Origin of the sequence: Pseudomonas sp. PSE1(2024), from assembly GCF_050990555.1 — a bacterium.
Classification (GTDB): domain Bacteria; phylum Pseudomonadota; class Gammaproteobacteria; order Pseudomonadales; family Pseudomonadaceae; genus Aquipseudomonas; species Aquipseudomonas aphyarum.
Map to the genome: position 1 here is coordinate 1,789,628 of NZ_CP158967.1, position 13,033 is coordinate 1,802,660.

Annotated in this window: 12 protein-coding genes; 3 read left to right on the forward strand and 9 right to left on the reverse strand. The window is 61.1% G+C overall.

What is annotated here, in order from left to right; translation table 11 throughout:
• Positions 1-21: 21 nt before the first annotated feature.
• The 6 genes from ABTV87_RS08110 to gcl all read right to left on the reverse strand — a co-directional run bounded on the left by ABTV87_RS08110 (position 22) and on the right by gcl (position 7,675).
• Entirely contained in the window at positions 22-936 is a 915-nt protein-coding gene (locus tag ABTV87_RS08110) for an urea transporter (protein ID WP_433899229.1), read from the reverse strand.
• Positions 937-1,081: 145 nt separating this feature from the next.
• Entirely contained in the window at positions 1,082-2,497 is a 1,416-nt protein-coding gene (pyk, locus tag ABTV87_RS08115; protein ID WP_127797320.1) for a pyruvate kinase, read from the reverse strand.
• Positions 2,494-3,768 (reverse strand): glycerate kinase type-2 family protein, encoded by a 1,275-nt coding sequence (locus tag ABTV87_RS08120; RefSeq protein ID WP_433899230.1) that lies wholly within the window; start codon positions 3,766-3,768, stop codon positions 2,494-2,496. The genes pyk and ABTV87_RS08120 overlap by 4 nt, the downstream gene beginning before the upstream one ends.
• A 159-nt stretch (positions 3,769-3,927) precedes the next feature.
• Positions 3,928-4,821 carry a 2-hydroxy-3-oxopropionate reductase gene (locus tag ABTV87_RS08125; RefSeq protein WP_064594449.1) on the reverse strand — a complete coding sequence of 298 codons (894 nt, stop codon included), beginning with the start codon at positions 4,819-4,821 and terminating at the stop codon, positions 3,928-3,930.
• Positions 4,822-4,978: 157 nt separating this feature from the next.
• The gene (hyi, locus tag ABTV87_RS08130) at positions 4,979-5,761 is read right to left on the reverse strand and encodes a hydroxypyruvate isomerase (protein ID WP_007959286.1); all 783 of its coding nucleotides are present in this window, start codon (positions 5,759-5,761) and stop codon (positions 4,979-4,981) included.
• A 138-nt stretch (positions 5,762-5,899) separates the two neighbouring features.
• Positions 5,900-7,675, reverse strand: a complete 1,776-nt coding sequence (gene gcl / locus ABTV87_RS08135; RefSeq protein WP_433899231.1) for a glyoxylate carboligase — start codon at positions 7,673-7,675, stop codon at positions 5,900-5,902.
• 268 nt (positions 7,676-7,943) lie between these two features.
• On the opposite strand from gcl, the gene ABTV87_RS08140 reads away from it, so the two are divergent.
• Together ABTV87_RS08140 and ABTV87_RS08145 are read left to right on the forward strand one after the other, a co-directional pair.
• A complete protein-coding gene (locus ABTV87_RS08140) occupies positions 7,944-8,384 on the forward strand; it encodes a GlcG/HbpS family heme-binding protein (RefSeq protein ID WP_011333104.1) in 441 nt (146 codons plus the stop codon).
• 214 nt (positions 8,385-8,598) lie between these two features.
• Positions 8,599-9,093, forward strand: coding sequence for an REP-associated tyrosine transposase (locus ABTV87_RS08145; protein WP_085605843.1), 495 nt, complete (start codon positions 8,599-8,601; stop codon positions 9,091-9,093).
• A 70-nt stretch (positions 9,094-9,163) separates the two neighbouring features.
• Here the strand turns inward: ABTV87_RS08145 and ABTV87_RS08150 are convergent, their stop codons facing one another.
• The gene (locus tag ABTV87_RS08150) at positions 9,164-9,769 is read right to left on the reverse strand and encodes a TetR/AcrR family transcriptional regulator (RefSeq protein ID WP_007959290.1); all 606 of its coding nucleotides are present in this window, start codon (positions 9,767-9,769) and stop codon (positions 9,164-9,166) included.
• Positions 9,770-9,903: 134 nt separating this feature from the next.
• On the opposite strand from ABTV87_RS08150, the gene ABTV87_RS08155 reads away from it, so the two are divergent.
• A complete protein-coding gene (locus ABTV87_RS08155) occupies positions 9,904-10,818 on the forward strand; it encodes a DUF808 domain-containing protein (protein ID WP_085605845.1) in 915 nt (304 codons plus the stop codon).
• A gap of 64 nt (positions 10,819-10,882) precedes the next feature.
• Here ABTV87_RS08155 and ABTV87_RS08160 read toward each other — a convergent pair whose 3' ends face one another.
• Complete coding sequence (locus ABTV87_RS08160; protein WP_011333106.1) at positions 10,883-11,671, reverse strand: MlaA family lipoprotein; 789 nt, start codon at positions 11,669-11,671, stop codon at positions 10,883-10,885.
• Positions 11,664-12,962, reverse strand: a complete 1,299-nt coding sequence (locus ABTV87_RS08165) for a serine protein kinase PrkA (protein WP_007959293.1) — start codon at positions 12,960-12,962, stop codon at positions 11,664-11,666. Before ABTV87_RS08165 ends, ABTV87_RS08160 begins: the two co-directional genes overlap by 8 nt.
• Between the last annotated feature and the right edge of the window lie 71 nt (positions 12,963-13,033).

The following is a 13,033-nucleotide window of genomic DNA, read 5'->3' on the forward strand; positions in this document are numbered from 1 at the left end:
GCATATCGCCTTGGCCATCAATCAGCGCAGCCTAGGTTGATTCTCCCCGTTAGCGCAAGGCGCGACGTTGATCTCCGGTTGGCGCATCAGGCGAATGCCGGTACGCAGCAGCCAGCAGGCAAGAATGAACGGTGCCGTGAGGGTCGCCAGACCCAGGGCACTGAACAGCGGCGTCAGCAGCAGCGCCAGGCCGATGCCGAACAGCGGCAGCCAAGGTTGCTGGCGCTGCGCACTGAAGGCGAGGGCGGCGAGGACGGTGTTGTAGCCGCCAAGACCCAACAGCGCGACCTGGCTGTCGTGGTGCAACAGGCTGGAACCCAGACCGATCGCCGAAGCCAGCAGCGCCCAGGCCAAGGCCCGGCGATCGGCAATCAGCAAACCGGCGGCGATCAATCCACCGGCCAACGGATGGTCGAGGAACATCACCTGACCGAAGCCTTTCAGGGCGGCACCGAGCAGGTTCACGGTATTCAGTTCAAGCGCCGGAGCCGGCGTCGAAGGCTCGGCGAAACACAGGAACACCCAGCTCAGCAGCACGAACGGCGCGGTGTAGGCGGGCAGGTATTCTATGAGGCGCGCGCGCTTGAGCCATTGCTGCGTGATCATCGCGCTCAGACCACCGGCCGCCAGAATCAGAGGCGGCAGCATCGGCGACCAGGGGAAATACAGGCTCAGCAACAGGCCGACCAGCACGCCGTTGTAGCTGAACAGTCCGGCCTGGCGATCAGCCTTGGCGTAGTTGCGCCGTTGCGCAGTGAGCAAACCTGCGACCGCGCCCAATAGCGCGCCGGCAAACAACACCGGCGCGGTGAATAAAATGGCCAGAAGGCACAGGAGTCCACACAGCGGATGACGCTGGAGGAAGATTTGACTGAAGCCGTTGAGCAAAGCCTCGGCCCAGTCAGGGCAGTGGGTGTTGAAATGATTGGCAGGCATGTCTGGAGAATCTGGGCAGTAGGAAAATCAAAAGGTCTTGCGTGAAGCGGTGGCGAGGGAGCTCGTGCCCGGTGAATGCGGTGTCTCTTGTGGAAACCGTCATGCCGAGCGACGGGAGCACGCTCCCTCGCCACACAGGTGTTGCTTAAATCAATGTTTCGATCCGCAGCGAATTAGTCGATCCCGGCTGCCCGAACGGCACACCCGCGGTGATCAGCAACGTATCGCCACGCTCGGCCATTCCTTGAGCCTGAGCGATTTCCAGCGCGGTCGAGCACACCTCATCCACTTGACGCAGGCGATCATTGACCACCGAGTGAATGCCCCACGCCACGCTCAACCGGCGCGCGGTCTGCAGGTTCGGCGTCAGGTTGAGGATCGGCGCTTTCGGCCGCTCCCGCGCGGCACGCAGACTCGATGCACCGGACTCGCTGTAATTGACCAGCACCGCCACCGGCAGCACGTTGCTGATGCGGCGGATCGCGCAGCTGATCGCGTCGGACACCGTCGCTTCGGCTTTCGGGCGGCTGACGTCGAGCTGAGTTTGATAGTCCGGGCCGTTTTCAACCTGACGGATGATCTTGCTCATCATCTGCACGGCTTCCAGCGGGTACTCGCCGGACGCGGTTTCAGCCGACAGCATCACCGCGTCGGCGCCTTCGGCCACAGCGTTGGCGACGTCGGTGACTTCGGCGCGGGTCGGGGCAGGCGAGAAGCGCATCGACTCGAGCATCTGCGTCGCCACCACCACCGGTTTGCCGAGCTGGCGGCAGGTAGTGATGATGTTTTTCTGGATCTGCGGCACGCTCTCGGCCGGCACTTCCACGCCCAGGTCGCCACGAGCCACCATGATCGCGTCGCTCAGTTCGGCGATCTCGCGCAGTTGCTCCACGGCCGACGGCTTCTCGATCTTCGCCATCAGGAACGCCTTGTCGCCGATCAGTTCGCGGGCCTCGATGATGTCTTGCGGACGTTGCACGAACGACAGCGCGACCCAGTCCACACCCAGTTCCAGACCGAAGCTCAGGTCGCGGCGATCCTTGGTGGTCAGCGGGCTCAGGTCGAGTACCGCTTGCGGCACGTTCACGCCTTTGCGATCCGACAGTTCGCCGCCATTGAGCACGGTGGTGTCGATCGCGTCGGTGTATTTGGTGACGACCCGCAGACGCAGTTTGCCGTCATCCAGCAGCAGATCCATTCCGGCTTCCAGCGCGGCGATGATCTCCGGATGCGGCAGGTTTACCCGGCGTTCGTCGCCCGGTGTTGCATCCAGATCGAGGCGGAACGCCTGACCGCGATGCAACTGAACCTTGCCGTCAGCGAACTTGCCGACCCGCAGTTTCGGCCCTTGCAGGTCCATCAGGATCCCGAGCGGGTAGTTGAGCTGGCGCTCGACTTCGCGGATCCACTGATAGCGCTTGGCGTGGTCGGCGTGATCGCCGTGACTGAAGTTGAGGCGGAAGATATTGACCCCGGCCTCGACCAGCTCGCGGATGTCTTCGATGCCGTCGACGGCAGGCCCGAGGGTGGCGAGGATTTTGACCTTTTTATCAGGCGTCATGATTTAGAGCTCTCGAGGATCAGGATGGCGCGGAAGTCGTTGACGTTGGTGCGAGTCGGCTCGGTGACGATCAGCGCATCGAGCGCCTCGAAGTAGCCATAGCCGTTGTTGTTATCCAGCTCATCGCTGGCGCTCAGACCCAGGGCGGCGGCGCGGGCGTAGCTGTCCGGGGTCATGATTGCGCCGGCGTTGTCTTCCGAGCCGTCGATGCCGTCGGTGTCACCGGCCAGCGCATAAACGCCGGGCTGGCCCTTCAGGCTGTCGGTGAGGCTGAGGAGGAATTCGGCGTTGCGTCCGCCACGGCCATTGCCGCGCACGGTCACCGTGGTTTCGCCGCCGGAGAGAATCACGCACGGCGCCGCCAGTGGCTGGCCGTGATGGATGATCTGGCGCGCGATGCCGGCGTGGACTTTCGCCACTTCGCGGGATTCGCCTTCCAGGTCGCCGAGGATCAGCGTGCTGAAACCGGCCTGACGGCATTTCACTGCCGCGGCATCCAGCGATTGCTGAGGGCGGGCGATCAATTGGAAGTGACTGCGGACCAGGCTCGGATCACCGGGTTTGACGGTTTCCGATTCCGGGCTTTGCAGCCAGGTGCGCACGGAGGCCGGAATCTCGATGCCGTAACGTTTGATGATCGCCAGCGCTTCAGCGCTGGTGCTCGGGTCGGCCACGGTCGGACCGGAGGCGATGACTGTGGCGAGGTCGCCCGGTACATCGGAAATCGCGTAGGTATAAACAGTCGCTGGCCAGCAGGCCTTGCCCAGGCGTCCGCCCTTGATCGCCGAGAGGTGCTTGCGCACACAGTTCATCTCGCCGATGGTCGCGCCGGATTTGAGCAGGGCTTTGTTGATCGACTGCTTGTCGGCCAAGGTGATGCCTTCGGCCGGCAACGCCAGCAGGGCAGAACCACCACCGGACAACAGGAAAATCACGCGGTCGTCTTCGGTCAGGTTGCTGACCAGTTCCAGCACGCGTTTGGCCACGGCCAGACCGGCAGCGTCCGGCACCGGGTGCGCGGCTTCGACCACTTCGATTTTTTCGCACGGGGCGCCGTGACCGTAGCGGGTCACCACAAGGCCCGAGACTTCACCTTCCCAGCAGCGCTCGACCACTTGCGCCATGGCAGCGGCAGCCTTGCCGGCGCCGATGACGATCACGCGACCTGTGCGATCAGCCGGCAGATGAGCTTCGAGGACCTGGTTCGGATGGGCCGCGTCGATGGCTGTGGCAAACAGCTCGCGCAGCAGTTGTTGCGGATCGACCGACATGGCGGGCTCCCGGAATTCTTGTTATTCGAAAGGGCAACTCGGAACCCTGTGGGAGCTAGCCTGCTAGCGATTCAGGCGCTGAGGTCTGGCAGACACTCCGCGTCGATTCCATCGCCAGCAGGCTGGCTCCCACAGGTTTGATGCAGGTTGGGGCAGGGCTTACTTCTTGTCGCGAATCGAGAAGTTGGCCATGTGTTCCAGGCCCTTGATCAGTGCCGAGTGGTCCCAGTTGCTGCCACCGATGGCCGCGCAGGTGCTGAACACTTGCTGGGCATTGGCGGTGTTCGGCAGGTTGATGTTCAGCTCCTTGGCGCCTTGCAGGGCCAGGTTCAGGTCCTTCTGGTGCAGGCTGATGCGGAAGCCCGGATCGAAGGTGCCTTTGATCATGCGCTCGCCGTGCACTTCGAGGATCTTCGAGGAGGCGAAACCGCCCATCAGCGCTTCACGCACCTTGGCCGGATCGGCACCGTTTTTCGAAGCGAACAGCAGGGCTTCGGCCACGGCCTGGATGTTCAACGCAACGATGATCTGGTTCGCCACCTTGGCGGTCTGACCGTCGCCATTGCCACCGACCAGGGTGATGTTCTTGCCCATGGCCTGGAACAGCGGCAGTGCGCGTTCGAAGGCATCGGCGTCGCCACCGACCATGATGCTCAGGGTCGCGGCCTTGGCACCGACTTCACCGCCGGACACCGGGGCGTCGAGGTATTGCGCGCCTTTCTCGTTGATCTTCGCGGCGAAGGCCTTGGTGGCGGTCGGCGAGATCGAGCTCATGTCGATCACGACCTTGCCTTTGCCGATGCCGGCAGCGACGCCGTCGGCGCGGAACAGCACGTCATCGACCTGCGGGGTATCCGGCACCATGACGATGATGAATTCGGCTTCCTGGGCCACTTCGCGTGGGTTGGCCAGAGCGACGGCGCCAGCGGCGACCAGGTCGGCAGGGGCAGCGTCGTGGTGCGCCGACAGGAACAGGCTGTGACCGGCTTTCTGCAGGTTCGCCGCCATTGGGTGGCCCATGATGCCGGTGCCGATGAATCCGATTTTAGCCATGAGAAAATCCTCTTGTTTTTGTCTTGCTCAAGCAAATAAGGGTCAGCTCTTTGTGGGAGTGAGCTTGCTCACGAATGCGGTGGAACACTCAATATCCGTGTTGACTGAACCACCGCATTCGGGAGCAGGCTCGCTCCCACAGGGTTTTGCATTGTTCTTAAATCGCGTTGTGGGTCTTCAGCCAGCCGAGGCCTGCTTCAGTGGTGGTCAGCGGTTTGTACTCGCAGCCGACCCAGCCCTGATAACCGATGCGATCAAGGTGTTCGAACAGGAAGCGGTAGTTGATCTCGCCAGTGCCCGGCTCGTTGCGGCCCGGGTTGTCGGCCAGCTGCACATGGTTGATCTCGGCCAGGTGCGATTGCAGGGTACGGGCCAGATCGCCTTCCATGATTTGCATGTGATAGATGTCGTATTGCAGGAACAGATTGGCGCTGCCGACCTGCTCGCGAATCGACAGGGCCTGCGCCGTGTTGTTCAGGTAGAAGCCCGGGATGTCGCGGGTGTTGATCGCTTCCATCACCAGTTTGATACCGACGGCTTGCAACTTGTCGGCGGCGTACTTGAGGTTGGCGACGAAGGTCTTTTCAACGGTGGCATCGTCCACGCCCTGCGGACGGATACCGGCCAGGCAGTTGACCTGGGTGTTGCCCAGAACCTGCGCGTAAGCGATGGCCAGATCGACCCCGGCACGGAACTCTTCGACCCGGTCCGGCAGGCACGCGATACCGCGCTCGCCCTTGGCCCAGTCACCGGCCGGCAGGTTGAACAGCACTTGGGTCAGACCGTTGGCGTCGAGTTTGGCCTTGATTTCGGCAGAGCTGAAATCGTACGGGAACAGGTACTCGACACCGCTGAAGCCAGCCTTGGCGGCGGCGTCGAAACGGGCAAGGAAATCCTGTTCGGTGAACAGCATGGACAGGTTGGCTGCGAAACGCGGCATGGTGGTCTCCCGTTCTAGATTCTCGTTCCCACGCTCTGCGTGGGAATGCCTCTATGGACGCTCTGCGTCCGCTTTGGGACGCGGAGCGTCCCCGGCTGCATTCCCACGCAGAGCGTGGGAACGATCAAGCAAAAGCAATCAATCGAGCAACGAAATCGCCGTAGGCGCATCGTTGCCGACCAGCGCCAGGTCTTCGAATTCGTTGACGGCGTTGATCTCGGTCCCCATGGAGATGTTGGTCACACGCTCCAGAATGATCTCGACGATCACCGGCACCTTGAACTCTTCGATCAGCTGTTCGGCCTTGCGCAGGGCAGGGGCGATGTCAGCCGGTTCGAACACACGCAGTGCCTTGCAGCCCAGGCCTTCGGCGACTGCGACGTGGTCGACACCATAACCGTTGAGTTCCGGCGCGTTCAGGTTATCGAAGGACAGCTGCACGCAGTAGTCCATATCGAACCCGCGCTGGGCCTGACGGATCAGCCCCAGGTACGAGTTGTTCACCACGACGTGGATGTACGGCAGTTTGAACTGAGCGCCGACCGCCAGCTCTTCGATCATGAACTGGAAGTCATAGTCCCCCGACAGGGCCACGACTTTACGGTTCGGATCGGCCTTCACCACGCCCAGCGCTGCCGGAATGGTCCAGCCCAACGGGCCGGCCTGGCCGCAGTTGATCCAGTGACGCGGCTTGTAGACGTGCAGGAACTGCGCGCCGGCAATCTGCGACAGACCAATGGTGCTGACGTAGCAGGTGTCCTTGCCGAACACCTGGTTCATTTCTTCGTAAACGCGCTGCGGCTTGACCGGCACGTTGTCGAAGTGGGTCTTGCGATGCAGGCTGGCTTTGCGCTGCTGGCAGTCTTGCAGCCAGGCAGAGCGGTTTTTCAGCTTGCCGGCGGCTTGCCATTCACGGGCGACTTCGATGAACACGGTCAGCGCGGCTGCGGCGTCGGAAACGATGCCCAGGTCCGGGGTGAACACGCGGCCGATCTGGGTCGGTTCGATGTCGACGTGAATGAATTTGCGGCCTTCGGTGTAAACGTCGACCGAGCCGGTGTGACGGTTGGCCCAACGGTTGCCGACGCCCAGTACCACGTCGGATTTCAGCATCGTGGCGTTGCCGTAACGGTGCGAAGTCTGCAGACCGACCATGCCGACCATCAGCGGGTGATCGTCAGGAATGGTGCCCCAGCCCATCAGGGTCGGGATCACTGGAATGCCGGTCAGCTCGGCGAACTCGACCAGCAGCTCGCTGGCGTCGGCGTTGATGATGCCGCCACCGGCCACCAGCAATGGACGCTCGGCCTGATCGAGCAGGGCCAGCGCTTTTTCAACTTGCACGCGGGTGGCGCTCGGCTTGGCCAGCGGCAGTGGCTGGTAAGCGTCGATGTCGAATTCGATTTCAGCCATCTGCACGTCGAACGGCAGGTCGATCAGCACCGGGCCTGGACGGCCGGAGCGCATTTCGTAGAAGGCTTTCTGGAAGGCGTAAGGCACCTGGCCCGGCTCCAGAACGGTGGTCGCCCACTTGGTCACCGGCTTGACGATGCTGGTGATGTCGACGGCCTGGAAGTCTTCCTTGTGCATACGGGCGCGGGGTGCTTGCCCGGTGATGCAGAGGATCGGGATCGAGTCCGCGGAGGCGCTGTACAGACCGGTGACCATGTCGGTACCGGCCGGGCCGGAAGTACCGATGCACACGCCGATGTTGCCGGCCTTGGTGCGGGTGTAGCCCTCGGCCATGTGCGAGGCGCCTTCAACGTGGCGAGCGAGGACGTGATCGATGCCACCGACTTTCTGCAGGGCGGAGTACAGCGGGTTGATTGCAGCGCCTGGAATGCCAAAAGCGGTATCAACCCCTTCACGGCGCATCACCAGAACGGCGGCTTCGATTGCTCTCATTTTGCTCATGGTTTTGTGCCTCTTTACGTTTTGTAATTGTATACAAGTGGCTTTGCGCAGAGTGTATTCACGGCGGACGGCGCAGGTCAATCCATTTTCTCAAGCGCCTGTTTCATTCGTCGGAAGCCTGTTCTGCTGTGGCTTTTCGTCGCATGAGGCGCTTTTCGAGAATTATTGTATACAAAAAAATAATTCATTGTGTTCTATTTGTTGCATCGGGCTGCGGCACAAACGCGCAGCCCAACGACTTTCCCAATAACAAAATGAGGACGGCACCATGAGCGCTTTAACCTTGAAAGTCGCAGTCAAGCTGGTCAACGAAGCCATCAATGCAGGGCGGGCCATCTCCGCCGCGCCGCTGACCATCGCGGTACTGGATACCGGGGGCCATCTGGTCACCTTGCAACGCGAAGACGGCGCCAGCCTGCTGCGCCCGAACATCGCCATCGGCAAAGCCTGGGGCGCCATCGCCCTGGGCAAGGGCTCACGCCTGCTGGCGCTGGACGCGCAACAACGCCCGGCGTTCATCGCCGCACTTAACAGCATGGGGCAGGGCAGCGTCGTGCCGGCACCGGGTGGTGTGTTGATTCGTGATCAGGCGGGGAACGTGCTGGGTGCGATTGGCATCAGCGGCGATCTGTCGGACATCGATGAGCAGGTGGCAATCAAGGCCGTAGAGGCCCTGGACCTGCGGGCGGATGCGGGGGTGGCTGCGTGATTTGCGGCAATTGAACTGACGCCATCGCGAGCAGGCTTACTGCTACAGGTGGTCACAGGTAGACACATTTCTGTGGCCACCTTAAAGCCCCTGTGGGAGCGAGCCTGCTCGCGATGGCTGCCTGGCAGACACAACCTGATAAGGATCTGAACCGCACCCCAGCCTTTTCAGGGCTAGCTTTTTTCATGACTGCAATCATGGAGGAGGCTCATCAATGTCCAATTCACCCGCTTCACACCGCCTAAGGATCGGCCGCTATGCCGAACCTGATCGCATTTATTTGCTCACTTCCAATACTTGCCAGAGAAAACCGTTTTTCAGAGATTTTGCTTTGGGCAGGTTAGTGGCCAATCAGTTTGTCTGCGCGCAGAAACAGGGTCATGTGAACTCTCTGGCTTGGGTGGTTATGCCCGATCACTTTCACTGGCTCGTTGAACTGAAGAGGGGATCGCTCGGTGAATTGATGCAACGAACTAAATCATTCAGTACCAAAGCCGTGAACCAGTCCAATGGCGGAAAAATCAATCTTTGGCAAAAGGGGTTTTATGACCAGGCTCTGCGCCGAGAAGATGACTTGGTGAAAATGGCACGGTATGTCGTGGCTAACCCATTGCGGGCTGGACTGGTGGAAAAGCTGTCTGACTATCCGTTGTGGGATGCCATTTGGGCTCAAGCCAAAATCGAGTCGCCTTCATCGCTAGCAGGCTAGCTCCCACAGGAGAGTTTGCGGATACAGGAGAGTGGGAGCTAGCCTGCTAGCGATGAGGTCGCCGGAGTCTTCAGTCCGGCTCGCAGCCCTTGAGCACCAACCGGATGATGGTTTGTGCTGCCGCTTCATAGTCGGCTTCGTCGAGCTTGTCCTTGCCTGTGACGGCGGAGATCTGCCAGTCGAAGTCGGCGTAGGTCTGGGTTGCGGCCCAGATGCTGAACATCAGGTGGTTGGGGTCGATCGGGGCGATCTGGCCGCGGTCGATCCAGGTCTGGATGCAGTCGATGTTGTGCTTGGCCTGGCCGTTGAGCTGCTCGACCAGGTCGGCGCTCAGGTGCGGGGCGCCGTGCATGATTTCGCTGGCGAACACCTTGGAGGCGAAGGGCAGGTCGCGGGAGATGCGGATCTTCGAGCGGATGTAGCCGCTCAGCACTTCGCTCGGTACGCCGTCCGGGTTGAACGGGGTCGAGGCCTGCAGGATCGGCACGATGATACTTTCCAGCACCTCGCGGTAGAGGTTTTCCTTGGACTTGAAGTAGTAATAGACGTTGGGCTTGGGCAGTCCTGCCTTGGCGGCGATGTCGCTGGTTTTGGTCGCAGCGAAGCCCTTGTCGGCAAACTCTTCACTGGCTGCACGCAGGATCAGTTCTTTGTTGCGCTCGCGGATTGTGCTCATAAACCCGGTGGTTCCTTGCCTGTTCTGGCGGTTGCGCATGGTAGCACCGGCCTCGCGCGGCGCTCAACAATGCCCCGTGTGGCCCACAGTCGCGGTATGCTGCGCGGCATTATTCACATAAGGAAACATGATTCATGGCAGGAAGCAGTTTGCTGGTGCTGATCGACGACATCGCTACCGTTCTGGACGACGTTGCGTTGATGACCAAAATGGCTGCCAAGAAGACCGCCGGCGTGCTCGGCGACGACTTGGCGCTCAACGCCCAGCAAGTCTCCGGCGTACGCGCGGAGCGGGAAATCCCGGTGGTCTGGGCGGTGGCCAAGGGCTCGTTCGTCAACAAACTGATCCTGGTGCCGTCGGCGCTGGCGATCAGTGCCTTCGTGCCGTGGCTGGTGACGCCGCTGTTGATGGTCGGTGGCGCCTACCTGTGTTTCGAAGGTTTCGAAAAACTCGCGCACAAGTTTCTGCACAGCAAGGCCGAAGACGAGGTCGAGCATGCGCAACTGGTCGAGGCCGTGGCTGATCCGGCAACCGATCTGGTGGCGTACGAGAAGGACAAGATCAAGGGCGCGATCCGCACCGACTTCATCCTCTCGGCGGAAATCATCGCCATCACCCTCGGCACCGTGGCCGATGCTTCGCTGACCCAGCAAGTGATCGTGATGTCGGGCATCGCCATTGTCATGACCGTGGGTGTTTACGGTCTGGTGGCCGGCATCGTCAAACTCGATGATCTCGGTCTGTGGCTGACCCAGAAGCCTGGGCAGATGGCCAAAAGTATCGGCAACGGCATCCTGCGTGCGGCGCCGTACATGATGAAAAGCCTGTCGGTAATCGGCACCGCAGCGATGTTCCTGGTCGGTGGCGGCATCCTGACCCACGGCGTACCGGTGGTGCATCACTGGATCGAAAGCGTCGGCGCAGCGGCCGGTGGCGCCGGGTTTGTGGTGCCGATGCTGTTGAACGGCGTGGCGGGGATCATCGCGGGTGCGGTGGTGCTGGCGGGCGTGTCCGTGATCGGCAAAGTCTGGAAAGCCCTGAAAGGCTAAATCCTGAGGCAAACAAAAAGGCCATTCGATTCGCATCGAATGGCCTTTTTTGTGGCCGGCGTTTTTACTCGGCGATCTGCAACTTGCGCGACTCGGTGTAGACGTAGCGCACCTTCTCGTACTCGAACGGTGAGTTCAGCTGACCGTAGCGGAAGCTGGTCTGGTAACGCTTGTCGACGCCACGCAGTACCCAGACTTCCGGGTGGTTGGAGCTGACTTCCGAGACATTGAGGAAGTTGATCGCGGACTCGGCGGTATAGTCCACAGCCAGACCTGCGGTATCGCGCAGGTTCGAGGGGCCGAGAATCGGCAGCACGAAGTAAGCGCCGCCCGGTACGCCGTAGAAGCCCAGGGTCTGGCCGAAGTCTTCGTTCTGACGCGGCAGGCCCATGGCGGTGGCCGGATCCCAGAGCCCGGCGATGCCGATGGTGGTGTTGAGCAGCAGGCGCGCGGTGGTTTCCATCGAGCGCTTGCCCTTGAACTGCAACAGGCTGTTGACCAGGTTCGGTACGTCGCCAATGTTGTTGAAGAAGTTGCTCACGCCGGTGCGCACGAAGCTCGGGGTGATGTAGCGATAGCCATCGACCACCGGCAGGAACACCCATTGGTCGAAGCGGTAGTTGAAGTGGTAGACGCGGCGGTTCCACTCTTCCAGCGGGTCATAGACGTTCAGCGCGCTGAGGGTCGAGCGCTCGAATTCGCGCTGATCCAGCCCCGGGTTGAACTTGAGTTTGGACAGCGGCTCCTTGAAACCGTCGCTGTCGATGACCACCGGTGCATTGGCTTTGCTGTTGTCGGCCTGGGCCATACCTGCACTGAGGAGCGCTGCAATCAGCAGGAGATATTTAGCCACGGAAGAACTCCAGCATGGCGTCGCTGTTGACGCGGTAGTTAAGGTTGCCGCAATGGCCGCCCAGCGGATAAACGGTCAGGCGATCGCCGAAGGTGCGGCGCAGGAAACCGAGGTCGCCCGGGCCGAGGATCACGTCGTCGGCGTTGTGCATGACGGCGATTTTCGGGCTGTCGTGCAGGTAATCCTTCAATGCGTACAAGCTGACCTGATCGATCAGTTGCAGCAGGCTGCCGCCGTCGGTGCGGGCGCGCCACATCGGGATTACCTGTTCGGTGAGGTAGCAATCGAAGTCGCATTGCAGCGCACGCTTGAGGAACGGCGTGAGGCTGGTGCCTTCGGTGATCGGGAATTTCGGCGGGGTGATCAGGCCGCGGCGGTTGATCAGGTCCGAAGTGAACGCGATATCCGCCGCCGAGAAGCGGAACGAAGTGCCGATCAGCATCGCCATCTGCTCGTTGCTCAGGTGCTGCTTGGACTGCTGGAAGTCGTAGAGCAGTGCATCGTTGAGGTCGATGTAGCCTTTTTGCTGGAAGTAGCGGGTCAGTTTGCTCAGCACCAGTTCATAGAAGGTGGTGCTGTTGTTGATGCCCTTGACCTCGGTCTGCACCAGCTTGTCGAGGTTGGTGATCGAGGTGTAGAGGTTGACCGGCGGATTGAGCAGCAGGACTTTCTTGAAGTTGAAGCTGCGACGGGTTTCATCCAGATGGGCAACGAACGCTGCGTCCAGTGCGCCGAGGCTGTAACCGCTGAGGTAATAGTCGGTGACCGGCAGTTTCGGGTTCTGCGCCCGCACGGCCTGCATCACCCGGTACATGTCTTCGGCGTCTTCCTTGGTCACACCGGGGGTGGCGAAGCGCGAGGCGGCGCTCATGAAGTCGAAGCTGGTCGGCGATGACAGCTGCACCACGTGGTAGCCGGCCTTGTAATAAAGCTTCTTCAGGTATTCGTTGAGCGTGCTGTCGTAGCGCGCGCCGGTGCCGGCGATCAGGAAGATCAGCGGCGCGGCCTTGTCCTGGGTGGCGATGCGGTAAGTGAGTTTTTTCACCGGCCAGAAATTGTCCGGCAGGATGAATTCGCGCTCGGGGCGCAGAGTGACGCTGCGATCGGTCTGATCGATGTCGTCGTCCAGTGGCAGTTCAGGGCGCAAGTCCGGCGGCGTGGTGGCGATGGTCGCCTCGAACGGGTTGGTCAGGGGATAGCCATAGCTGGCGGCGTCGATATCCACCGCCAGCGCGGACGCACTCAGAATAAGGCCGCCAAACAGGGCGGCGAAGCGCAAGGAACGGAGCATGACTAGATCCCTTAGAGGAAGGTGCCGAATGAGGTTCGCAGGCTATGACCACCGGGTTTGCGCCAAAGTGC

Coding starts and splice junctions, on each gene's coding strand:
- ABTV87_RS08150 (WP_007959290.1), bottom strand. CDS start 9,769: ATGAGCACAATCCGCGAGCGCAACAAAGAACTGATCCTGCGTGCAGCC.
- ABTV87_RS08140 (WP_011333104.1), top strand. CDS start 7,944: ATGAGCGCTTTAACCTTGAAAGTCGCAGTCAAGCTGGTCAACGAAGCC.
- ABTV87_RS08165 (WP_007959293.1), bottom strand. CDS start 12,962: ATGCTCCGTTCCTTGCGCTTCGCCGCCCTGTTTGGCGGCCTTATTCTG.
- ABTV87_RS08155 (WP_085605845.1), top strand. CDS start 9,904: ATGGCAGGAAGCAGTTTGCTGGTGCTGATCGACGACATCGCTACCGTT.
- ABTV87_RS08120 (WP_433899230.1), bottom strand. CDS start 3,768: ATGTCGGTCGATCCGCAACAACTGCTGCGCGAGCTGTTTGCCACAGCC.
- ABTV87_RS08110 (WP_433899229.1), bottom strand. CDS start 936: ATGCCTGCCAATCATTTCAACACCCACTGCCCTGACTGGGCCGAGGCT.
- ABTV87_RS08145 (WP_085605843.1), top strand. CDS start 8,599: ATGTCCAATTCACCCGCTTCACACCGCCTAAGGATCGGCCGCTATGCC.
- gcl (WP_433899231.1), bottom strand. CDS start 7,675: ATGAGCAAAATGAGAGCAATCGAAGCCGCCGTTCTGGTGATGCGCCGT.
- pyk (WP_127797320.1), bottom strand. CDS start 2,497: ATGACGCCTGATAAAAAGGTCAAAATCCTCGCCACCCTCGGGCCTGCC.
- ABTV87_RS08125 (WP_064594449.1), bottom strand. CDS start 4,821: ATGGCTAAAATCGGATTCATCGGCACCGGCATCATGGGCCACCCAATG.
- hyi (WP_007959286.1), bottom strand. CDS start 5,761: ATGCCGCGTTTCGCAGCCAACCTGTCCATGCTGTTCACCGAACAGGAT.